This window comes from Leclercia sp. LTM14, from assembly GCF_023736175.1.
GTDB lineage: Bacteria > Pseudomonadota > Gammaproteobacteria > Enterobacterales > Enterobacteriaceae > Enterobacter > Enterobacter barmai.
This window is the reverse complement of record NZ_JAIKTT010000006.1, coordinates 42,211-63,153: the sequence shown is the minus strand read 5'-3', so window position 1 is coordinate 63,153 and position 20,943 is coordinate 42,211. Positions and strand designations below refer to the sequence as shown.

Annotated in this window: 19 protein-coding genes and 2 pseudogenes; 11 read left to right on the top strand and 10 right to left on the bottom strand. The window is 57.2% G+C overall.

The window, feature by feature from the left end:
- The first annotated feature begins 153 nt into the window (after positions 1-153).
- The gene (rnk, locus tag K5I40_RS13790; RefSeq protein ID WP_039031377.1) at positions 154-564 is read left to right on the top strand and encodes a nucleoside diphosphate kinase regulator; all 411 of its coding nucleotides are present in this window, start codon (positions 154-156) and stop codon (positions 562-564) included.
- Between the two features lie 70 nt (positions 565-634).
- On the opposite strand, the gene K5I40_RS13785 is transcribed toward rnk, so the two are convergent.
- The gene (locus K5I40_RS13785) at positions 635-1,876 is read right to left on the bottom strand and encodes a zinc-dependent alcohol dehydrogenase (RefSeq protein WP_039031378.1); all 1,242 of its coding nucleotides are present in this window, start codon (positions 1,874-1,876) and stop codon (positions 635-637) included.
- 224 nt (positions 1,877-2,100) lie between these two features.
- On the opposite strand from K5I40_RS13785, the gene uspG reads away from it, so the two are divergent.
- Positions 2,101-2,529, top strand: a complete 429-nt coding sequence (uspG, locus tag K5I40_RS13780) for a universal stress protein UspG (protein WP_223074893.1) — start codon at positions 2,101-2,103, stop codon at positions 2,527-2,529.
- A 56-nt stretch (positions 2,530-2,585) separates the two neighbouring features.
- Here the strand turns inward: uspG and ahpF are convergent, their stop codons facing one another.
- Together ahpF and ahpC are read right to left on the bottom strand one after the other, a co-directional pair.
- The gene (ahpF, locus tag K5I40_RS13775) at positions 2,586-4,151 is read right to left on the bottom strand and encodes an alkyl hydroperoxide reductase subunit F (protein WP_223074894.1); all 1,566 of its coding nucleotides are present in this window, start codon (positions 4,149-4,151) and stop codon (positions 2,586-2,588) included.
- A 161-nt stretch (positions 4,152-4,312) separates the two neighbouring features.
- Entirely contained in the window at positions 4,313-4,876 is a 564-nt protein-coding gene (gene ahpC / locus K5I40_RS13770) for an alkyl hydroperoxide reductase subunit C (RefSeq protein WP_032617008.1), read from the bottom strand.
- 689 nt (positions 4,877-5,565) lie between these two features.
- Between ahpC and K5I40_RS13765 the strand changes: the two genes are divergently transcribed.
- On the top strand, positions 5,566-6,462 hold the full coding sequence (locus tag K5I40_RS13765) for a DNA-binding transcriptional repressor CitR (RefSeq protein WP_223074895.1): 897 nt from the start codon (positions 5,566-5,568) through the stop codon (positions 6,460-6,462).
- 64 nt (positions 6,463-6,526) lie between these two features.
- Here K5I40_RS13765 and K5I40_RS13760 read toward each other — a convergent pair whose 3' ends face one another.
- The gene (locus K5I40_RS13760) at positions 6,527-7,687 is read right to left on the bottom strand and encodes a pyridoxal phosphate-dependent aminotransferase (protein WP_223074896.1); all 1,161 of its coding nucleotides are present in this window, start codon (positions 7,685-7,687) and stop codon (positions 6,527-6,529) included.
- A 124-nt stretch (positions 7,688-7,811) separates the two neighbouring features.
- Between K5I40_RS13760 and K5I40_RS13755 the strand changes: the two genes are divergently transcribed.
- Genes K5I40_RS13755 through K5I40_RS13745 form a run of 3 tightly spaced genes read left to right on the top strand, consistent with a single transcriptional unit; the run spans position 7,812 to position 9,651 of the window.
- The gene (locus K5I40_RS13755) at positions 7,812-8,426 is read left to right on the top strand and encodes a methylthioribulose 1-phosphate dehydratase (protein WP_139564542.1); all 615 of its coding nucleotides are present in this window, start codon (positions 7,812-7,814) and stop codon (positions 8,424-8,426) included.
- The gene (gene mtnC / locus K5I40_RS13750; RefSeq protein ID WP_039031384.1) at positions 8,423-9,112 is read left to right on the top strand and encodes an acireductone synthase; all 690 of its coding nucleotides are present in this window, start codon (positions 8,423-8,425) and stop codon (positions 9,110-9,112) included. The genes K5I40_RS13755 and mtnC overlap by 4 nt, the downstream gene beginning before the upstream one ends.
- Positions 9,109-9,651 (top strand): acireductone dioxygenase, encoded by a 543-nt coding sequence (locus K5I40_RS13745; RefSeq protein WP_039031385.1) that lies wholly within the window; start codon positions 9,109-9,111, stop codon positions 9,649-9,651. Before mtnC ends, K5I40_RS13745 begins: the two co-directional genes overlap by 4 nt.
- An 89-nt stretch (positions 9,652-9,740) precedes the next feature.
- Here K5I40_RS13745 and mtnA read toward each other — a convergent pair.
- A pseudogene (gene mtnA, locus K5I40_RS13740) lies at positions 9,741-10,783 on the bottom strand (S-methyl-5-thioribose-1-phosphate isomerase).
- A 105-nt stretch (positions 10,784-10,888) separates the two neighbouring features.
- Between mtnA and mtnK the strand changes: the two are divergent.
- Positions 10,889-12,087: pseudogene (gene mtnK, locus K5I40_RS13735) on the top strand (S-methyl-5-thioribose kinase).
- A 53-nt stretch (positions 12,088-12,140) separates the two neighbouring features.
- On the opposite strand, the gene K5I40_RS13730 reads toward mtnK, so the two are convergent.
- From K5I40_RS13730 to K5I40_RS13715, 4 genes are all read right to left on the bottom strand, one after another.
- On the bottom strand, positions 12,141-13,382 hold the full coding sequence (locus K5I40_RS13730; RefSeq protein WP_223074898.1) for an LVIVD repeat-containing protein: 1,242 nt from the start codon (positions 13,380-13,382) through the stop codon (positions 12,141-12,143).
- Between the two features lie 82 nt (positions 13,383-13,464).
- On the bottom strand, positions 13,465-14,529 hold the full coding sequence (locus tag K5I40_RS13725) for a sugar ABC transporter substrate-binding protein (RefSeq protein WP_039031389.1): 1,065 nt from the start codon (positions 14,527-14,529) through the stop codon (positions 13,465-13,467).
- Between the two features lie 20 nt (positions 14,530-14,549).
- Positions 14,550-15,545, bottom strand: coding sequence for an ABC transporter permease (locus K5I40_RS13720; protein ID WP_039031390.1), 996 nt, complete (start codon positions 15,543-15,545; stop codon positions 14,550-14,552).
- Entirely contained in the window at positions 15,542-17,044 is a 1,503-nt protein-coding gene (locus K5I40_RS13715; protein ID WP_223074899.1) for a sugar ABC transporter ATP-binding protein, read from the bottom strand. Before K5I40_RS13715 ends, K5I40_RS13720 begins: the two co-directional genes overlap by 4 nt.
- Positions 17,045-17,203: 159 nt before the next feature.
- Between K5I40_RS13715 and K5I40_RS13710 the strand changes: the two genes are divergently transcribed.
- From K5I40_RS13710 to K5I40_RS13695, 4 genes are all read left to right on the top strand, one after another.
- Positions 17,204-18,301 (top strand): oxidoreductase, encoded by a 1,098-nt coding sequence (locus tag K5I40_RS13710; RefSeq protein WP_223074900.1) that lies wholly within the window; start codon positions 17,204-17,206, stop codon positions 18,299-18,301.
- Positions 18,302-18,360: 59 nt separating this feature from the next.
- Complete coding sequence (locus K5I40_RS13705; RefSeq protein WP_223074901.1) at positions 18,361-19,104, top strand: SDR family NAD(P)-dependent oxidoreductase; 744 nt, start codon at positions 18,361-18,363, stop codon at positions 19,102-19,104.
- A gap of 190 nt (positions 19,105-19,294) precedes the next feature.
- The gene (locus K5I40_RS13700) at positions 19,295-19,591 is read left to right on the top strand and encodes a type II toxin-antitoxin system RelE/ParE family toxin (protein ID WP_223074902.1); all 297 of its coding nucleotides are present in this window, start codon (positions 19,295-19,297) and stop codon (positions 19,589-19,591) included.
- Positions 19,572-19,976 carry a helix-turn-helix domain-containing protein gene (locus tag K5I40_RS13695; RefSeq protein WP_223074903.1) on the top strand — a complete coding sequence of 135 codons (405 nt, stop codon included), beginning with the start codon at positions 19,572-19,574 and terminating at the stop codon, positions 19,974-19,976. Before K5I40_RS13700 ends, K5I40_RS13695 begins: the two co-directional genes overlap by 20 nt.
- Positions 19,977-20,041: 65 nt before the next feature.
- Here K5I40_RS13695 and K5I40_RS13690 read toward each other — a convergent pair whose 3' ends face one another.
- Complete coding sequence (locus K5I40_RS13690) at positions 20,042-20,923, bottom strand: DUF2608 domain-containing protein (RefSeq protein ID WP_251929721.1); 882 nt, start codon at positions 20,921-20,923, stop codon at positions 20,042-20,044.
- Positions 20,924-20,943 lie beyond the last annotated feature (20 nt).

The following is a 20,943-nucleotide window of genomic DNA, read 5'->3' as shown; positions in this document are numbered from 1 at the left end:
ACATCCACGCCATGAATGTGACAACCATCACTTCAAACCCGGGCGCAGACTCAGTATTATCAGGGGTAGTTAAACCCTCGCTACCGGATGGCGAGGGTTTTCTTTTGGCATCTCTTCTGCGGCTGTCGCAGCATTAACGACATGGAGTAAATAATGTCCAGACCCACAATTATCATTAACGAACTCGATGCTGAACGTATCGACCGCCTGCTGGAGCAACCGGCCTTTGCATCGCTGCCCATCGCGGATGCCCTGAACGCAGAACTGGATCGCGCCCAGATGTGCGCTCCGCAGGACATGCCGTCCGACGTGGTGACCATGAACAGCAAGGTGAAGTTTCGCGATCTGACCAACGGCGAAGTGCGCACCCGCACGCTGGTTTACCCGGCGCAGATGACCGACAGCAGCACGCAGCTGTCGGTGCTGGCGCCGGTAGGTGCCGCGTTGATTGGCCTGCGTACCGGCGATACCATCCACTGGGAGCTGCCGGGCGGTACCGCCACGCATCTGGAGGTGCTGGAACTGCTCTGGCAGCCTGAAGCGGCGGGCGAATACCTGCGCTAATCCCATCTGAATAAGCGTTTAAGCGCTTTACCCAGAGGATGCCCGGGCATCCTCTTTCCGTTCTCTTTTATTACAAAAGCGTATCCCCTGGCACAGGGTTAACCAGTCCTGTAACCCGATCTTTTGCCGCTTCCGCGCTTTGCGCACCGGGCACCAGAATGATTTTCCGGCAATCCTCCTGACGTTTTTCAAAGATCTCGTAGCCGCGGGCCGCCTCTTCAAACGGCATATAGTGGGTAACGATCTCTTCGGGTTTCAGCAGCCCTTTCTCAATTAACGGCAACAGCTCGCCAAGCCAGGCGTGAACGTTGGTTTGGCCCATCTTGAAGGTGAGCCCTTTGTCGAAGGCATCGCCAAACAGAAAACCGTGAATAAATCCGGCATAGACGCCCGGCACGCTGACAATCCCACCGCGCCGCACCGCCGCGATACATTGCCGCAGGGCCTTGCCGCTGCTGCCCTCGAGCTTGAGGTTGGTTAATACCGTTTCCGTGGTGCTCCCTTTCGCCTCAAAGCCTACCGCGTCGATCACCGCGTCCACGCCGCGATTCCCGGCGGTCTGCTCGATGATTTTCTCGGCTGGGTCCTCGTCGCGATCAAAGTTGATGGGGATAGCGCCGTAACGCATCTCGGCGAAACGCAGCCGGTAATCGTGGTGATCGACAATAAACAGCTGCTCGGCGCCCAGGTAGCGCGCGCAGGCAAGGGTCAACAGCCCCACCGGCCCGGCACCAAATACCGCCACGCTGCTGCCCCGGGTGATCTGGGCATTTTTGGCCGCCTGCCAGGCGGTAGGCAGGATATCGGAGAGGAACAGCGCTTTATCGTCTGAAAGCACCGGCGGCACTTTAAAGGGGCCAACGTTGCCTTTTGGCACGCGGACATACTCCGCCTGGCCGCCGGGCACCCCGCCATACAGATGGCTGTAGCCAAACAGCGCCGCCGGAGCGGGGATCTGTTTTTTGTTCAGGGCCGCGCCCTGCCCGGTGTTAGTGCTTTCACAGGCGGCATACTGCTGCATGCGGCAGAAGAAACAGTCGCCGCAGGCAATAACAAAGGGGATCACCACCCGGTCGCCCTTGCTCAGGTTTTTGACCTCTCGTCCGGTCTCCACCACTTCGCCCATAAATTCATGCCCGAAGATATCGCCATGTTTCACCTTCGGTATCTTCCCGCGATAGAGGTGCAGGTCAGAACCGCAGATCGCGGTTGCGGTGATGCGCAGAATGATATCATCAGCCTGTTCGATGGCCGGATCGGGTACCGTTTCAACTTTAACGCTGTGTGGACCGTGGTACGTCAATGCTTTCATTTGACCTCCGGTTTCAGAGAAAAAAGACGGGTTTACCTTCAAAGGGTAGCTATCGCCGGGGATATACAGGGGAAATGGACGGCTTTGGGAATAATCCTGGCAAGGAAGCGATGCGGCAAAACGCCAGCAAACGAAGCGATATTAAAAAGTGTCACCGAGGTATCAGAATCTATTTATATTTTGTGTTTGAATGGATTAAGCGTAAATAACAGGGAGAAACGGGTATGTACCAGACGATTATTATGCCGGTGGATGTTTTTGAGATGGAGTTGAGCGACAAAGCGATTCGCCACGCTGAATTCCTCGCGCAGCAGGATGGCATTATTCACTTACTGCATGTGTTACCGGGCTCTGCCACCTTCGGGTTGCATCGCTTCGCCGCCGATATGCGCCGCTTCGAAGAGCATATCGAGCAGGAAGCGAAGACCCGGCTGCAGACCATGGTCAGCCATTTCAGCATCGATCCCTCACGGATCCGCACCCATGTCTGTTTTGGTAACGTGCGCGACGTGGTCAACGAGGTGGCCAGCGAGCTGAAAGCCGATATCGTGGTGATCGGGTCACGTAACCCGTCCATCTCCACCCATCTGCTGGGCTCGAACGCCTCTAACGTTATCCGCCACGCCTTCATTCCGGTGCTGGTGGTGAGATAAAAAAAAGAGGCTACCCCAGGGTAGCCTCTTCACATTGCAGGTGTTGTCTTACGTTCTTATGCTGTTTTGGTACGAATCAGATGATCAAAGGCGCTCAGTGACGCTTTCGCCCCTTCGCCGGTAGCGATGATAATCTGTTTGTAAGGCACTGTGGTGCAGTCGCCCGCCGCAAATACGCCCTTCACGCTGGTTTCACATTTGGCATCAATGATGATCTCGCCCATGCGGTTGCGCTCAATCGCGCCTTCCAGCCAGGTGGTGTTTGGCAGCAGACCAATCTGTACGAAGATCCCGGCCAGTGGCACACTGTGCACATCGCCGCTCACGCGGTCGCGGTACTCAAGCCCGGTCACTTTGCTGCCGTCGCCTTTCACTTCGGTCGTCTGCGCGTTCAGGATGATATCGACGTTCTTCAGGCTGCGTACTTTATCCTGCAGGACCCGATCGGCCTTCATCTCCGGCGCAAACTCCAGCAGCGTGACGTGCTCAACGATACCGGCGAGGTCGATAGCCGCTTCCACACCCGAGTTGCCCCCACCGATGACCGCCACGCGCTTGCCTTTAAACAGCGGGCCGTCGCAGTGCGGGCAGTAGGTCACCCCTTTGGTGCGATACTGATCTTCACCAGGGACGTTCATGTTGCGCCATTTGGCGCCGGTGGCAATGATCACGCTGCGCGCTTTCAGCACTGCGCCAGACGCGGTTTCAATCTGATGGAAGCCGCCTTCCTGCGCCGCAGGCACCAGTTTGCTGGCGCTCTGGCTGTCGATCACATCCACTTCATATTCGCTGACGTGCGCTTTCAGGGCGCCAGCCAGTTTCTGGCCTTCGGTTTTCGGTACGGAGATGTAGTTTTCAATGTCCACCGTATCCAGTACCTGACCGCCAAAGCGCTCGCCCATCAGACCGGTGCGAATACCTTTACGGGCGGAGTAAACCGCAGCCGCCGCCCCCGCAGGACCAGAACCGACAATCAGCACGTCATAGGCATCACGCTTGTTCAGCTCTTCTGCGGCACGTTTTTCTGCGCCGGTATCCACTTTGGCGACGATTTCTGCCAGCGTCATACGACCCTGACCAAACTCTTTACCGTTCACAAAGACCGCCGGAACGCCCATCACGTTGCGATCGGTGATTTCGTTCTGGAACACGCCGCCGTCGATAGCGGTGTGTTTGATGCGCGGGTTCAGTACCGCCATCAGGTTCAGCGCCTGCACCACGTCCGGGCAGTTATGGCATGAGAGCGAGTAGTAGGTTTCGAACTCAAAATCCCCGTCCAGGTCGCGGATCTGCGCAAGCATTTCCTGCGTCTCCTTCGACGGATGGCCACCGGTCCACAGCAGTGCCAGCACCAGTGAGGTAAATTCGTGGCCCAGCGGGGAACCGGCAAAGCGCGGACCCTGAGTGGAGCCTGGGTTAGCGATCAGGAAAGAAGGTTTGCGCACGGCAAGACCGTTATCTTCCTTGAAAGTCACCTTTTCAGACAGGTCGGCGATTTCCGCCAGCAGTTCCTTGATTTCTGCCGATTTAGCGCTGTCATCCAGCGTGGCAATCAGCTCAACAGGTTTGGTCAGCTTCTCAAGGTAGGCTTTGAGCTGGGTTTTCATATTTGTGTCGAGCATTATTCATCTCCTGCTTAAAAAACATCATCATGCAAGCGGCCTTATCCGGGCTGCCTGAATGCAACTTGCATCATGGTGTTGAGGGAATAACGGGTGCGACGCACCCGTTAAAAGCGAATCGGTAGGCCCGTGCAAGCGTAGCGCCGCCGGGCTTTACAGATTTAGATCTTGCCAACCAGGTCCAGGGATGGAGCCAGAGTCGCGTCGCCTTCTTTCCATTTCGCCGGGCATACTTCACCTGGGTGAGAAGCAACGTACTGAGCCGCTTTGATTTTGCGCAGCAGGTCGGATGCGTCACGGCCAATACCTTCAGCGGTAACTTCGATGGCCTGGATGATGCCCTGCGGGTCAACGATAAAGGTGCCACGGTCGGCCAGACCTTCGTCTTCACGCATGTTTTCAAAGTTACGGGTCAGGGCGCCAGTCGGGTCACCGATCATCGCGTATTTAATTTTCGCGATGGTTTCTGAGCTGCTGTGCCATGCTTTGTGGGTGAAGTGGGTGTCGGTAGAGACAGAGTAAACGTCCACGCCCAGCTTCTGCAGTTCTTCGTAGTGATCTGCAACGTCACCCAGTTCGGTCGGGCAAACGAAAGTGAAGTCTGCTGGATAGAAGAAGAACACGCTCCAGCGGCCTTCGGTGTCTTTCTCAGTGATTTCTACGAAATCACCGTTTTTGAACGCCTGGTTTTTGAAAGGTTTAATTTTGGTGTTGATTAAAGACATCTGTACTTCCTCCGTGTTTTCGTTGAGAGCTAAGGTAACCAACTTTAAGCAAACCGGCTAATGCGTTTGCCGTATCAAATCAATCAGCAATACCTAACAACGTTTTACGAAACCCTGATGGACCAAAGTAAAAAGGCCGCCTGACGGCGGCCCTGATACCCGACTAACCCAGGGGCTCTTCGGTGCCAGCCAAAGCTGGCGATGTGTTGCGCTCTACATTACCTTTAGCAAGGTCGTAGCAGCGAAGTGGATTACACCACTCACCCTACTAAAGGGCAATTGGCAAAGACGTTGTAATATCTATGGCTGCGATAGGTTTTATCTAATCATGGCTTTGCCGTTGTTTTATAAAGATTTAAGACGTTCGCCCCGGCAGTCTGTTACATGAACGCTCAGCAGGAATTACAGCAGGTGGTCGGACTTTCCGATAAAGAACAATTGAATACTATGATGGGATCGCGTTAATACCAGGCTGGCGGGAGAAATTCAATACTTCCGCCAGCGTTTCGCAGATAAATTTATTCCAATAAATGCGTAGCCTTTATTTTATTAATCTACAGCCATGATATATTAAGCCTGAATTTAAATTCAGTTAAGTTATCCGATCAAATGGATGGTGAATGGCTAACTAACTTCTATAATCATTGTGTATATAACCGCAGTATCAAAAAGTCTACTCAGGATGAAACATGGCTAATCTCTACGATCTTAAAAAATTCGACCTTAATCTGTTGGTTATATTTGAGTGCATTTATCAGCACCTGAGTATCAGCAAGGCCGCAGAAACGCTTTTTATCACCCCTTCTGCCGTCAGCCAGTCGTTACAACGACTGCGTAATCAGATAAACGATCCGCTGTTCATTCGCTCAGGAAAAGGCATTACCCCGACGACGGTTGGCATCAATCTGCATTTGCATCTGGAACAAAATCTCAACCAGATAGAGCAGACCATTCACATGATGAACACGCCCGGGCTGAAAAAGCAGATCCATATCTTTTGCCCGCAGATCCTGACGCCGCACAACATACTGAATCCGGTGCTTTCCCTGATGGAAGAGTACAACTACACCGTAGAACTTCAGGATGTGCTGCTATCCGGGGAAAGTGCAGAAGATTTACTGGCCTACAGAAAAGCTGACCTGATATTTAACTTTACTCCCGTCGAGAATCACTCGGTTGTTTGCACCCATTTCAAGACGATGAAATTTACCTATGTGTGTAGTAAAGATCATCCGCGCATTGGCGCCTTTGCGACGATTGAGGAGATGCAAAATGAGAAATTTACCCAGTTGATTAGCGATAAACCGGGGGTGAAAGAATTTCAGGCGCATACCGACAGAGCCATGCCACACAGAAACATCGCGTTTCGCAGCGACTCCTTTGTCTCCTTATTATCGATCATCAGTTCGTCAAATTTGATTGGCGTATTGCCGGAGAGTACCTTCGAGCAATACCGTCATTCGATGAATATTCGTAAATTTGATACGCAGATTGAATTACCTACCGCAAATTTATACATGCTCTATAACAAAACGGCGCTTAATAGCGATATCTTTGCCCAGTTTATAAAGTCGGTAATAAATTAAATAATTGCTGAACATTCCGGTTGAAGTAAATAACAACCTGAATGTTCAGCCTCCCATCCTGTTTTTAAAGCGCGTTTAACCGCTCCGCCGCCGCCAGCAGCGTGCCTTCCTGCTTGGCAAAGCAGAGGCGAATCAGCTTATGCGGGAACGGATCGGCACAGAACACCGACAACGGGATCGCCGCTACCCCCACCTCTTTGGTTAACCACTGGCAAAAACTGACATCGTCCAGATCGGAAATAGCACTGTAGTCCGCCAGCAGGAAGTAGGTGCCTTCACAGGGCAGGATCTCCAGACGACTTTCGCTCAGCGCCTCGATAAAGCGATCCCGGCGGGCACGATAGAAGTCCGGCAGCTCGCGGTAATGTTCCGGCTGGTTGCGCAGCATATCAGCAATGGCCAGCTGGGCCGGGGTGTTAACGGCGAACGTCAGGAACTGATGCACCTTGCGCAGCTCGGCGCTGATGGCCGCAGGCGCCACGCAGTACCCCACTTTCCAGCCGGTCATGTGGAAGGTTTTGCCAAACGATGACACAGCAACGGCCCGCTCCCGCAGCTGCGGATGGGCCAGCACGCTGGCATGCCCCGCGTCGGCAAAGCAGATGTGCTCATACACTTCATCGCTCAGGACATAAATTTCACGCTCCGCAATGGCCTGCCAGAGGGCGGCGAAATCCGCCTGCTGCCAGACGGTCGCCGACGGATTATGCGGGGTGTTGAGGATCACCAGCCGGGTTTTCTCGCCAAGCAGCGCTGTAAAGGCCTGCCAGTCCGGGCGGAAATGCGGCGGCTGCAGCGCCACGCGCTTGACCACGCCACCCGACAGCTCAATCGCCGGGGCATAGCTGTCGTAGCTGGGTTCAAAGCAGATCACCTCATCGCCCGCCCGCACCAGCGCCGTAATGGCGGCGTACAGGGCTTCGGTTGCGCCAGCGGTGACGGTGATGTCGCTGTTGGCATCCGGTTTGTAGCCATACAGCTCCGCGGTTTTGTCGGCAATCGCCTCACGCAGAGGCTGCACGCCGGTCATCGGCGCATACTGGTTTGCGCCGTTCGCCACATGGTAAGCCAGCCGTTGCTGGAGATACTCTGGCCCATCGAAATCGGGAAAACCTTGCGACAGATTGATGGCGTTAAACTGCTGCGCCAGAGCGCTCATCTGCGTAAAGATGGTGGTGCCGAGACCGGGGAGTTTGCTCTGTGGAATCAGTGGGTTATTACTCATTTCGACGGGCCTGTATGTAACACAAATGTTGCTGCCACTATAACACGATGCTAGTATTTGGCAATCAAGACGCTTAGACGTCTAAACCATAATGATATTCCTGGCCGAAGAGGTAAGAAGGAAGATGACAGACAACCTGCAACTCACCGCCCTGGTCGAAGCCTGCCACTGGATCGGCGCAAAAGGCTGGGCCCCCGCCACCGGCGGCAATATGTCCATACGCCAGGACGACACCTGGTGCTGGCTCAGCGAATCCGGTAAAGACAAAGGCAGCCTGACAACCGCTGATTTCCTGCAGGTTGAAATTGCCACCAACCGCGCCCCCTCCGGGCGAAAGCCCTCCGCCGAAACCGGTCTGCATACTCTGGTCTATCGCCTCTTCCCGGACGCAAACGCGGTGCTGCACGTTCACACGGTCAACGCGACGGTGCTGTCACGACTGGTCACAGGGCCTGAACTACACATTAGCGGCTTTGAGATGCAAAAATCGCTCAGCGGACAGACCACGCATCTGGATACCGTCCCGGTAGCCCTCTTTGATAACGACCAGGATATCGACGCGCTGGCGTCGCGTATCGCCCATTACGCCCGGGAGCGCCCGCTGAATTATGGTTTTCTTCTGCGCGGTCATGGCTTAACCTGCTGGGGACGCGACGTGGCAGAAGCCCGGCGTCATCTTGAAGGCCTCGAATTCCTGTTCGAGTGCGAGATGCGTTTACGACAACTGGAGAGAGTATGATTCGCGCGATTGTGACGGATATTGAAGGCACCACCAGCGATATTCGTTTTGTCCATAATGTCCTGTTCCCCTACGCGCGCGAGCGGCTGGCCGCGTTTGTTAATGCGCAGCAGTATGCCGAGCCGGTCAACACCATTCTGGACAACCTGCGTGAAGAGATTGCCGCGCCGCAGGCCAGCACCCGCGAACTGATTGACACCCTGTTTGCGTTTATGGACGAAGATCGCAAATCCACGGCGCTGAAAGCGCTGCAGGGGATCATCTGGCAGGAGGGCTACCTCAACGGCGACTTCACCGGCCATCTCTATCCGGACGTTCTGCCTTCCCTTGAAAAATGGAAAGCGCAGGGTATTGATCTCTATGTTTATTCCTCCGGCTCCGTGGCGGCGCAGAAACTGTTATTTGGCTACAGCGACGAAGGTGATATTACTCATCTATTCAGCGGCTACTTTGACACCCACGTGGGTGCCAAGCGCGAGGTGCAGTCTTATCAGAACATTGCGGCCCAGATTAACGTCGCGCCCTCGCAGATCCTGTTCCTGTCGGATATTCATCAGGAGCTGGACGCCGCTGAACAGGCCGGCTTTCGTACCCTGCAGCTGATTCGCGGCGATGATGACGGTGCCAGCCACCATCATCAGGTGCATCAATTTGACGACATCAATCCGGAGCAGATCCCTTCATGAGCGCATTGACCATTTTTTCCGACAAAGAAGCCAGACAGCCGCAGTGGCACAGCACTGATGCCGACGCCATCGCACAACAGCTTAACGCCCGTGGCGTCCGCTTTGAGCGCTGGGAAGCCGACCGTGACTTAGGCCGCGATCCGGCGCCAGAGGCGGTGATTAATGCTTACCAGCACGCCATCGACAAGCTGGTGGCGGAAAAGGGCTATCAGAGCTGGGACGTGATCAGCCTGCGTGCGGATAACCCGCAAAAAGAGGCCCTGCGTGCGAAGTTTCTTAATGAACACACCCACGGCGAAGATGAAGTGCGTTTCTTTGTGGAAGGTGCCGGGCTGTTCTGCCTTCACATTGACGACCAGGTTTATCAAGTTTTATGCGAGAAAAACGACCTGATCTCCGTTCCCGCCGGGACACCGCACTGGTTTGATATGGGTTCCGAGCCGAACTTTACCGCCATTCGCATCTTCGATAACCCCGAAGGCTGGGTGGCGCAGTTTACGGGCGACGCGATTGCGGATGCGTATCCAAGGTTGCCATAACGTTTTTCCCCTCACCCCGGCCCTCTCCCCATAGGGGCGAGGGAGAAAAAACGGCTCCGTGCAGTCCCCTCTCCCCTATGGGGAGAGGGTTAGGGTGAGGGGCTCAGACCGCACTCCCCCCCAAACACCCCGCCCGCCACATCCTCAGGCCACACCACTCCGCTATCCAGCACCCAGCCGCTGATCAGCGCCGCAGGCGTAACGTCAAACGCCGGGTTATACACCTCTGCATCAACCGGTGCCCACTGCACCGCCCCGAAGCTCCCCGCCACGCCGGTCACTTCCCGGGCATCACGCTGTTCAATAGGGATCGCCTCCCCGTTCGGGCAGTTCGGATCGAGCGTCGTTTGCGGAGCAGCAACATAAAACGGAATGCCGTGGAATTTCGCCAACACCGCCAGCGAATAGGTGCCGATTTTATTCGCCACATCGCCGTTGGCGGCAATGCGATCTGCCCCCACCCACACCGCATCTACCTGCCCTTTGGCCATCAGGCTGGCCGCCATCGAATCGGTGATTAGCCTGTACGGCACGCCCAGCTCGCCGAGCTCCCAGGCCGTCAGCCTGCCACCCTGCAGCAGCGGACGGGTTTCATCCACCCAGACGTTGCTGACGTTGCCCTGCTGATGCGCAAGGGCAATCACCCCCAGCGCCGTGCCCACGCCCGCGGTCGCCAGCCCGCCGGTGTTGCAGTGGGTCAGCAGACGGCTGCCCGGTTTCACCAGCTCGCTGCCCGCGCGGCAATGGCGTCGCAGAGCTGCTTATCTTCGTCGATCAGGCGCAGCGCCTCCGCCACCAGCGCCGGGACAAAATCCTCCTGCCACAGCGCCTGCTTCATGCGGTCGAGGTTGTTCATCAGGTTCACCGCCGTCGGGCGTGAGGCGCGCAGAGTCTCCAGCGCCGCCGCCAGTTCATCCCGGCTGTGGCCGTTCTCCGCCAGCAGGGCCAACAACAGGCTGGCAGACAGCCCAATCAGCGGCGCGCCCCGCACGCGCAGGGCGTGAATATGCCCCACCAGCGCCTCTACCGTTGTCGCATCCAGCCAGCGTTTCTCCTGCGGAAGCGCCTGTTGGTCGAGAATAAATAGCTGATTTTCCGTCACCCGCAGGCTGGTCGTCTGTAATCTCTGCATGTCGTTAATTCTCTGTTGCGTTGTTGTAGCACATTGTGTCAGGATAAAATTCAGATGTATAGACGTCTAAATGTCTTTATTACCGGAACAGATGAGGAACAGGCAATGTCGCAATACCATACCTTTACCGCTCAGGACGCCGTGGCGTATGCCCAACAGTTTGGAGGCCTCGATGATCCCTCCTCGCTGGTGGAGGCGCAGGAGGTAGGCGACGGTAACCTCAATCTGGTGTTTAAAATTTTCGATAACCAGGGCGTCAGCCGCATCATCGTTAAGCAGGCCCTGCCCTACGTGCGCTGCGTGGGTGAATCCTGGCCGCTGACGCTGGACCGCGCCCGTCTCGAAGCGCAAACCCTGGTGGAACACTATCAGCACAGCCCGCAGCATACGGTGAAAATCCACCACTTCGACCCGGAGCTGGCGGTGATGGTGATGGAAGATCTTTCCAGTCATAAGATCTGGCGCGGCGAGCTTATCAACAACGTTTACTACCCGCAGGCGGCGCGCCAGCTGGGTGAATATCTCGCCCACACCCTGTTCCACACCAGCGATTTCTACCTGCACCCGCACGCCAAAAAAGCGCAGGTGGCGCAGTTCATCAACCCGGAAATGTGCGAGATCACCGAAGATCTGTTCTTCAACGATCCGTACCAGATCCACGAGCGTAATAACTACCCGGCGGCGCTGGAGAGCGACGTCGCCGCCCTGCGCAACGACGATCAGCTGAAAATTGCCGTAGCCGCCCTGAAGCACCGCTTCTTCTCCCAGGCCGAAGCGCTGCTGCATGGCGACATCCACAGCGGCTCGATTTTTGTCGCTGAGGGCAGCCTGAAGGCCATTGATGCGGAGTTTGGTTATTTCGGCCCGATTGGGTTTGATATCGGCACGGCCATCGGCAACCTGCTGCTGAACTTCTGCGGCCTGCCGGGGCATCTGGGCATCCGCGACGCGCCGCCGGACGTGAACAGCGTCTGATTGATATTCAGCAGCTGTGGACCACCTTCGCAGAACGTTTCCAGGCTCTGGCCGCAGAAAAATCCCGCGATGCGGCGCTCAGCGTGCCGGGCTATGCCAGCGCGTTTCTGAAAAAGGTCTGGCATGACGCCATTGGCTTCTGCGGCACCGAACTGATCCGCCGCAGCGTGGGCCTGTCGCACGTGGCGGATATCGACACCATCCGTGATGACGAGATGCGCCACGAATGCCTGCGCCACGCCATTACCCTGGGCAAGGCTCTGATTGTGATTGCCGATCGCATCGACAGCGTGGACGATCTGCTGGCGCGGGTGCGTCAGTACAGTTAGGTGCGGTCTGTTTGCCCGGTGGCGCTAACGCTTACCGGGCCTACGATTTTCCTTCACCCTAAATACTCAATCACCGACAACCCGCCGTTGTAATCCGTGCTGTAAATAATCCCCTGCGCATCGACAAATACGTCACAGGACTGGATCACCTGCGGACGGTTGGGCCGCGTATCCATCATCTTCTCCGGCGCGGCGGGCACCAGCGCGCCGGTTTCCACCGGACGATACGGATCGGAGATGTCATACGCGCGCACCCCGGCGTTCTGATACGTGGCGAAAATCAGCGTCGAGCTGACAAAGCTCCCGGGCCGGTTCTCGTGCAAATTGTGCGGCCCGAAGTGCGCCCCTTTCGCCACATAATCCCGCTCCGCTGGCTGCGGGAAGGTGGCAATGCTGACCGGGTTCGACGGCTCGCGAATATCAAACAGCCAGATCAGCTTCTCGCCGTCCTCCTGATTGTCGAGCACCGCTTCGTCCAGCACCACTAACAAGTCGCGATCCGGCAGCGGCAGCGCGGTATGGGTACCGCCGCCAAACGGCGGGCTCCAGTTGCGATGGCTGATCAGCTTCGGCTGACTACGATCTTTCACATCCAGCAGCGTCAGGCCGCCGTCGCGCCAGCTGCCGTAGGCGGTATCGCCCGCGATAATGGCGTGGTGCAGCGCGTAGCGTTTGCCTTCCGGCCAGTCCGGGGTTTCCCCTGCCGCCTGGTTCATTCCCGGCAGCCACCAGCGCCCGGCAACCTGCGGCTTGCGCGGATCCGCCAGATCGATGGTCAGGAAGATATAGTCGGTAAAGCCGTCAATCAGCGCCGAGACGTAGGCCCAGCGTCCGCCCACGTACCAGATGCGGTGGATGCCAATACCACTCAGCGACAGAAAACCGATCTCCCGTGGCTTATCCGGGGTGGAGATATCAAAGACGCGCAGCCCGGCGCTCCAGCCTTTGTCCTGCACATCGCTGACCGTCTCTCCCACCTGGCGGGTGTAGTAGACCTTTTCATCCGCAAAGCGGGCATCGGCAAACAGATCCCGGGCGTTGATCACCAGCAGCAGATCGTCGTGGGCCTGGAGATGCACGTTCCAGGTGCCGGGCGGCGCGGGAACAAAGCCTGCCGCCTTCGGGTTTTTCGGGTCACGGACGTCCACAATGGAAAAGCCCTGGGACACCATATGGCCAATATACGCGAAGCCGCGATGCACCATCAGCTGCACGCCGTCCGGGCGTCCGCCCTGATCACTGTGGCCGATTAAGCGCATATTACGGCTGTATTCGGGGGTGGGTAATGCGGTCACGCAATCTCCTGTTGCCGGGTGGCGGCTGCGCCTTACCCGGCCTACAAAACCGTAGGCCCGGTAAGCGAAGCGCCACCGGGCACTATTTTGCCTTCGCTTCCAATGTTGCGAACCACGGGGCGATAAAGTCTTCGGTCTGGCCCCAGCCTGGAATGATCTTGCCCAGAGACGCCACGTTCACCGCACCCGGCTGGGCCGACAGCAGCGCCTGCGGAATGGCCGCGGCTTTGAAGTCATAGGTGGCAGGCGTCGCTTCCCCGGCAATTTTGTTGGCGATCAGACGCACATTGGTGGCGCCAATCAGCTTCGGATCCACCGCCACACTCACCACCCACGGGCTGCCCGCTTCGCGCATCAGCTGCAGATCCTGGTTAGAGATGTCGATGCTGTAGAGTTTGATCTCAGTGCGGCCGTTCTCTTTCAGCGCCTTATACGCGCCCTGGCTGAAGGCATCCCAGGTACCCCAGATGGCGTCGATCTTGCCTTTCGGGTATTTCGCCAGCACCGCGCCCACCTTGTTAGCGGTGTCACCCTGCACGTCGGAGGAGACCGCGCCGATGGACTCCAGCTCTTTGATGCCCGGGTTCTGCTTCAGCAGCTCCTGATAGGCGGTCTGACGGCGCTCCATCGGCGGGAAGCCAGCGACCCACAGCTTGATGATATTGGCCTTGCCGTTGAAATCTTTCACCAGCTGGCCGAACGAGAGGTTGGTCAGGGAGGCGTCATCCTGCTGGGTAACGGTCACGCCCGGGATCTCACCGTTTACCGCGGTATCAAACACCGCCACCTTGATCCCGGCATCCACCGCCTTTTTCACCAGCGCGGTGGAGTACGGATCGCGGCCCTGGGAGAGAATAATTCCGTCATATTTCTGGCTGATCGCCTGGTTAACGAAGTCCTGGAATTTGGCATCGTCGCCGTTGCTTAAAAAGGTGCTGACCTTAAAGCCGAGCTTTTTACCTTCCTGGATCGCACCGGCCACAAACTGGGTGGTGTTGTCGTCAGAGCCGAGGTTACGGATAACCGCGATGCGGATCTGCCCGTCGTGGTTAGCAATGGCCGCCGGAACCGGCGCAGGCGTTGCCGCATAGCCCGGCAGTGAACTCAGTAATCCCAGCGTCAGCAAAGAGAGTGCAACTTTTTTCATTCTGTTATCCCGTTGTGTTGTTAGCGTTTTTGTACGTACGTAATCGCCAGTGCCACTGCAAGCACCAGCCCTTTTATAATGTCCATCGCGTAATAGGGCACCGAGAGCATCACCAGCCCGTTCGAGAGCACGCCGAGGATCACCGCCCCCACCAGGGTCCCCAGCGCATTCGGTTTGCCGGAACCCGCCAGCGAAAAGCCGATCCACGCCGCCGCCACCGCATCCATCAGGTAGCCCCCGCCCGCGTTCACCTGCGAGGAGCCAATGCGCGAGGCCAGCAGAATGCCGCCCAGGCCCGCCAGCAGCGAGGCAATCACGTAGGCCGCCACTTTGTAACGGGTGGTGCGAATGCCGGACAGACGCGCCGCTTCCGGGTTGCCGCCAATGGCGTACATCCGGCGGCCATGAGTGGTCAGCGACAGCCCCAGCTGCGCCAGCAGCGTCACCGCCAGCATAATGATGACGATGGTCGGCACCTGGCCCAGCGCGCCAAACGCCGCCGGAATGGTCCCTTCCGCCATATCGCCGCTCGGCAGCACCATATTTTCGGTGATCGACCCGCCGTAGCTGTAGGTCATCGCCACGCCCTGGATCACAAACAGGCTGGCAAGGGTCGCAAGCATGTCGGGAATGCGCAGGATGACGATCAAAAAGGCGTTAAACAGCCCCACCAGGGTACAGAGCGCGAGGGTGATCAGAATGGATTCGGTGGTACCAAACCCGTGCCAGACAAAGAGCGAGATCACCAGCGCATTCGCCAGCGACGCCGTCGAGCCCACGGAAAGGTCGAACCCGCCGATGGTCAGGGAGATGGAGACCCCGACGGCAATCACCGTCACGATGGCGATGGAGCGCAGAATGTTGATGATGTTGTTGGGATCGAGGAAGTTCTCTGACGCCACGCCGAAAATGGCCACCAGCGCGACCACCGTCAGCAACATGCCCCATTTGTAGAGAAAATCGAAAATTTGCTGACGGCCAGACGCCGCCGCCGTCACTGAAAGGGCCTTGCTCACGACGCCGTTCCTCCGGTTGAATAATAAAGTAATGTCTCTTCGCGGGCGTTTGCCCCCTCGACTTCCGCCACGATGCGCCCGTCCCACAACACGCAGATGCGGTCGCACAGGCCCACCAGTTCGGCAAACTCCCCCGAGGCGTAAATCACCCCTTTGCCTTCCCGCGCCAGGCCGTCAATAAGCTGGAACAGATCGGTTTTGGCCTTCACATCCACCCCTTTGGTGGGCTCGTCAAAGATCAGCACCTGAGCGTTGCCGCGCAGCCATTTGCCGATCGCCACCTTTTGCTGGTTGCCCCCCGACAGACGGCGCAGCACCTGCCCCGGCCCGCGGGCACGCACGCCCACCCGGGCAATCACCTCTTCCGCCCAGCGCCACGCCTGGCGATGACCAAACAGGCTCCAGCGCGAAAAGGTGTTATCCGCTGACACTGCCAGGTTCATGCTCACCGGCTCATCGATAAAAATGCCCTCTTTGCGCCGCTCTTCCGGCACCAGCGCCAGCCCGCGCAGGACGGAATCCGCCGGATCGCGCGGCTTCCACGCCTGATGGTTCAGCTCGCCCTTCGCCACCTGGCTTTTGCTGGCACCAAACAGCGCCTTGCAGAGCTCGGTTTTCCCGGCCCCTGCCAGCCCGGCGATCCCCAGAATCTCGCCCTTGCGCAGGTGCAGGGAGATATCCTTCAGCAGCCCTTCGTCGTGCAGCCCCTCTACGCGGAGCAGCGTCTCCTGGCTGTGCGGCGGTCGCGCTGGCGGGTAGATATCGCTCAGCTCATGGCCGAGCATCTTTTCGACAATCGCTTCCCCGCTGAGCTCCGCCATCGGGCCGGACTCAATCAGCTTGCCGTCGCGCAGCACCGTTAAGGTGTCGCAGATCGCCTTCAGTTCGTGAATGCGGTGGGAGATAAACACCACCCCGATCCCCTGCTGCTGCAGTCGGCGCACCACGGCGAACAGCCGCTCGCTTTCGTGGGCGTCCAGCGGCGCGGTAGGTTCATCCAGAATTAAAAAGCGGCAGTGATGGGAGAGCGCCCGCGCCAGCAAAATCTGCTGTTTTTCCGCCAGGGTGCAGCTGTCGATGGAGCGCCGCACGTCGAGGGTAACGTCCAGCTGCGCCAGCGCCTGGCGGGCCTGCTCGCGCATCGTGCCCCAGCGGAAGCGGTGCCCCGGCTGCGCCAGATGGTCGAGCATGATGTTTTCGGCAATGCTGAGGCCGGGGATCAGCGCCACGTCCACCTCCTGCTGCACCAGATGGATGCCCAGCAGTTTGGCATCCACCGGCTCGCGAATGGCGACGGGCTGATTGTTAATGCTGATCTCGCCCTCGTAGCGCCCGTGCGTACCGCACAACACCGCCATCAGCGTGGACTTCCCGGCGCCGTTCGCGCCCGTGAGCGCGTGCACCGATCCGCCCGTCAACGTGAAATCAACGCGCGACAACGCCTGAAAGCCAGAAAAAGCCAGGCTGATGCCACGCATCTCGAGGCGACTGGTTGTCATCCGCTGCTATCCTGTAATTAATCGTTTGATTTATAGAATTTTTCACAGCCTTGTCTGGCTGGCAACGACGGAAAAAGCATAAGATAAAGCAAAAAAGTATTAGCCATCCGGATGTCCAGACATAACATCAGGTTAGCGCTTCGCAAAAAGGACAACATCATGAGCAACACTGACATCCGCGTCGTTCCCGGCCCGGCAAACTACTACTCCCACCGCGGCGCCCTGGCCCGGCTGGACGATTTTTTCACCCCGGTGCAACTCTCCCGGGCGGTGTGGATCTACGGTGAACGCGCCATTGCCGGTGCCCGCCCGTTCCTGCCGGAGAGCTTTAACGCCCCGGAGGCAAAGCAGCTGTTGTTTAAAGGCCACTGCAGCGAGCGCGATGTGAATGACCTGGCGCAGGCCGCGGGGGACGACCGCAGCGTGGTGATTGGCGTCGGCGGCGGCGCGCTGCTGGATACCGCCAAAGCGGTGGCCCGTCGTCTGGGTCTGCCGCTGGTGGCTATTCCGACCATCGCCGCCACCTGCGCGGCATGGACCCCGCTGTCGGTGTGGTACAACGATGCCGGGCAGGCGCTGCATTTTGAGATCTTTAACGATGCCAACTACCTGGTGCTGGTCGAACCCGAGATCGTCCTCAACGCCCCGGCGGAGTATCTGCTGGCCGGGATCGGCGATACCCTGGCGAAATGGTATGAAGCGGTGGTGCTGGCACCTGAGCCCGAACACCTGCCGCTGACGGTAAGACTTGGCATTAACGGGGCGCTGGCGATCCGCGACGTGCTGCTCGAACACAGTGAGCAGGCGCTGGCCGATCAGACCCGCCGCGAAGTGACCCGGGAGTTTCATGACGTGGTAGACGCCATTATCGCGGGCGGCGGGATGGTCGGCGGGCTCGGCGAGCGCTTTACCCGCGTGGCGGCGGCGCATGCGGTGCATAACGGCTTAACGGTACTCCCGCAGACCGCGCCATTCCTCCACGGCACCAAGGTGGCGTACGGCATTCTGGTGCAGAGCGCCCTGCTTGGTCAGGACGACGTGCTGCGCGAACTGGCGGCGGCGTACCAGCGCTTTAACCTGCCCACCACCCTGCGCGAGCTGGAGATAGACATCCACAACCGCGAGGAGCTGGACCGGGTGATCGCCCATACCCTGCGCCCGGTGGAGTCGATCCACGCCCTGCCGATCGCCCTGTCGCCTGAGGTTCTGCGCGCGGCGTTTGAAAAAGTCGAAAACCTCAGCCACCCGGCGCATTGACGTCGGGCAAACGCCCTCTATACCTAATGATGGTTCTCATCACTTGAGTTGAGGTCATCATGCAGATCGATTTAACAGGTAAGAAGGCGCTGGTTACCGGTGCCAGCCGTGGGTTAGGCCGTGCCATTGCGCTGTCGCTGGCCCGGGCCGGTGCCGATGTGGTTATCACCTATGAAAAATCCGCCGATAAAGCCCAGGCCGTCGCGGATGAAATCCGTGGGCTGGGACGGCACGCCGAGGCGATCCAGGCGGACAGCGCCAGCGCCCAGGCGATTCAGGACGCCGTCACCCAGGCGGCGCGCAGCCTTGGCGGGCTGGATATTCTGGTGAACAACGCCGGGATCGCCCGCGGCGGCCCGCTGGAATCCATGACCCTGGCGGATATTGATGCCCTTATCAACGTCAACATTCGCGGGGTGGTGATCGCCATTCAGGAGGCGCTGGTCCATATGTCCGACGGCGGGCGGATCATCAACATCGGCAGTTGTCTGGCTAACCGCGTGGCCCAGCCGGGTATTGCCGTCTACTCCATGACCAAATCGGCGCTCAACTCGCTGACCCGAGGGCTGGCGCGCGACCTCGGCCCGCGCGAGATCACCGTTAACCTGGTCCACCCCGGCCCGACCAACAGTGACATGAACCCGGAAGACGGCGAGCAGGCCGCCTCCCAGCGTCAGCTTATTGCGCTCGGGCACTACGGTCAGCCGGACGATGTCGCCGCTGCGGTAACCTTTCTCGCCAGCCCCGCCGCCGGGCAGATCTCCGGTACCGGTCTGGACGTGGACGGCGGGCTGAACGCCTGACGCCCGCTCGCAGTTCTGATGTAAGCCTCTGTTCTATGGCAGAGGCGTTTTCGACCCGCTTCGACGAACCGTTATCTGCCCCTTTTTTCGCCCTGCCCACCGCCCTACAGTAGCCCATAAGTAATTCGGAATTTATCTAATAGTCTTATTATTTCCTTATATTTTGTGTGGGCGTACAGTGGAGGTACGGATGGTGATTTTTTGGTCACGGACTGCAAAGAAGGCACTCGCTAAAATCGACAGCCGGTATCGGCAGCGAATAGAAGCAAAACTTGCCCAACTGAATGACCGCTCGGCTCCCCAACCCGATATCAAGAAAATATCGGCTTCTGAGAACCGTTTCCGTCTGCGAGTAGGTGATTATCGAATCTTCATTAGCCTTCAGGATAATCACCATCAAGAATGTATTGTTTTAGCCGTCAAACGCAGAACAACAACGACCTACCTGCACGAGGAGGATGTGCCCTATGGCTGTTCAGATCATTAAGGACGATGAAGGGAACGCGCAGTACGCCGTGATCCCTTATGACGAATATCTTTGGATGTGTTTCCAGATGGCAGAAATCGACGACGAAACAGACGACGATCTGGAAGATATAGAGATTGAGCACGATATATACGATGACGTTGAATTACCCGGAGAGGTGTGCAGCATCATGACCTGGCAGGACGTCAGCCTGCAGGCGGCCTGGCGCATTCATCGCGGCTTATCCCAGCAGGAGGTCGCCGACAAACTCGGCATCAGCCAGTCCGCCGTGTCGCAGCTGGAAGCCGTTGACTCCCGCCCGCAAAAACGCACCCGTGAGAAACTGGCCGCCATTTATGGCTGTAAGCAGGAACAGATCAGTTTGTATTTACCGAAAGAGGGTTAATAGTGAGGTTCGCTAAAACATTAACAGCCAGAAACTGGCTGTTAATGTTAATGACTGCATGATGCTTACGCTTTACTTTTCTCAACGTCGCAACTTATTACACGATTGGGGAAAATTTCATCCAGCGTTTTCAACAATTTTTTCCAGTTCTGGGTCATTCTCTTCGCCTCACCGGGCGTTAATACCTGCCCTTGCTGCTTAATCAGATCGGATTCAACTTTCGTGTAGTGCACCAGAACGGTATCCACGTTGCGATATTTTTCACTCTCAAGCATGGTTTTCATTGCCTGGATATTGGCAATACCATCATCAACAAACACTATTGAATCAAATTTACGCTTCGTTTTGTCTAACATAAAGTCCAGCATTACCCCCTTGTCCATTCCGGACGAAAACATGATCCCATTGTTATAATTATACGAACGCTTTAATCGCCCCTGATAAACAGGCATTGATGACTCATTGAGCGCAGCAAGCGGCGACGCGCTGAAGTTGACGCCATTTTTACGCAGCTCACGCTCCGTCGCATTACGGGTATCCGGTGCGCGCGAAGTAAGGGCAACAACACTGTGCTTCTCCTGCCATTTACTCATGTAGTCATTTAAATGTGGTTCGGTGAGCGTCATGCTCCCGACACTGTAGAGGAGCGCAATGGCGTTTTCATACAGGCAGGGGACCTTTTCCTCCGGCCCCGGTTTTAACGGCAACTTACCCGCCTGCCATTGGTACCATATATCACCTCCTACCTCGAGCTGACTCGTCAGCACCGTATTATCGATATCAAAAACCAGCAATACATTCTCCGGCTGATAACGAGTATCTTTATCTTTAATGATGCTGGCGACGATATCATAAGAATCAGATTCGATTGTTGTCACTGCGGCAATGGATAGCGGAATATAATTCAGCAAAGACAGAGCAGCTATATAGCCATACATTCTGGACATAATCCTTCCTTTGATAAATA

Coding starts and splice junctions, on each gene's coding strand:
- rnk (WP_039031377.1), top strand. CDS start 154: ATGTCCAGACCCACAATTATCATTAACGAACTCGATGCTGAACGTATC.
- K5I40_RS13785 (WP_039031378.1), bottom strand. CDS start 1,876: ATGAAAGCATTGACGTACCACGGTCCACACAGCGTTAAAGTTGAAACG.
- uspG (WP_223074893.1), top strand. CDS start 2,101: ATGTACCAGACGATTATTATGCCGGTGGATGTTTTTGAGATGGAGTTG.
- ahpF (WP_223074894.1), bottom strand. CDS start 4,151: ATGCTCGACACAAATATGAAAACCCAGCTCAAAGCCTACCTTGAGAAG.
- ahpC (WP_032617008.1), bottom strand. CDS start 4,876: ATGTCTTTAATCAACACCAAAATTAAACCTTTCAAAAACCAGGCGTTC.
- K5I40_RS13765 (WP_223074895.1), top strand. CDS start 5,566: ATGGCTAATCTCTACGATCTTAAAAAATTCGACCTTAATCTGTTGGTT.
- K5I40_RS13760 (WP_223074896.1), bottom strand. CDS start 7,687: ATGAGTAATAACCCACTGATTCCACAGAGCAAACTCCCCGGTCTCGGC.
- K5I40_RS13755 (WP_139564542.1), top strand. CDS start 7,812: ATGACAGACAACCTGCAACTCACCGCCCTGGTCGAAGCCTGCCACTGG.
- mtnC (WP_039031384.1), top strand. CDS start 8,423: ATGATTCGCGCGATTGTGACGGATATTGAAGGCACCACCAGCGATATT.
- K5I40_RS13745 (WP_039031385.1), top strand. CDS start 9,109: ATGAGCGCATTGACCATTTTTTCCGACAAAGAAGCCAGACAGCCGCAG.
- K5I40_RS13725 (WP_039031389.1), bottom strand. CDS start 14,529: ATGAAAAAAGTTGCACTCTCTTTGCTGACGCTGGGATTACTGAGTTCA.
- K5I40_RS13715 (WP_223074899.1), bottom strand. CDS start 17,044: ATGACAACCAGTCGCCTCGAGATGCGTGGCATCAGCCTGGCTTTTTCT.
- K5I40_RS13710 (WP_223074900.1), top strand. CDS start 17,204: ATGAGCAACACTGACATCCGCGTCGTTCCCGGCCCGGCAAACTACTAC.
- K5I40_RS13705 (WP_223074901.1), top strand. CDS start 18,361: ATGCAGATCGATTTAACAGGTAAGAAGGCGCTGGTTACCGGTGCCAGC.
- K5I40_RS13700 (WP_223074902.1), top strand. CDS start 19,295: ATGGTGATTTTTTGGTCACGGACTGCAAAGAAGGCACTCGCTAAAATC.
- K5I40_RS13695 (WP_223074903.1), top strand. CDS start 19,572: ATGGCTGTTCAGATCATTAAGGACGATGAAGGGAACGCGCAGTACGCC.
- K5I40_RS13690 (WP_251929721.1), bottom strand. CDS start 20,923: ATGTCCAGAATGTATGGCTATATAGCTGCTCTGTCTTTGCTGAATTAT.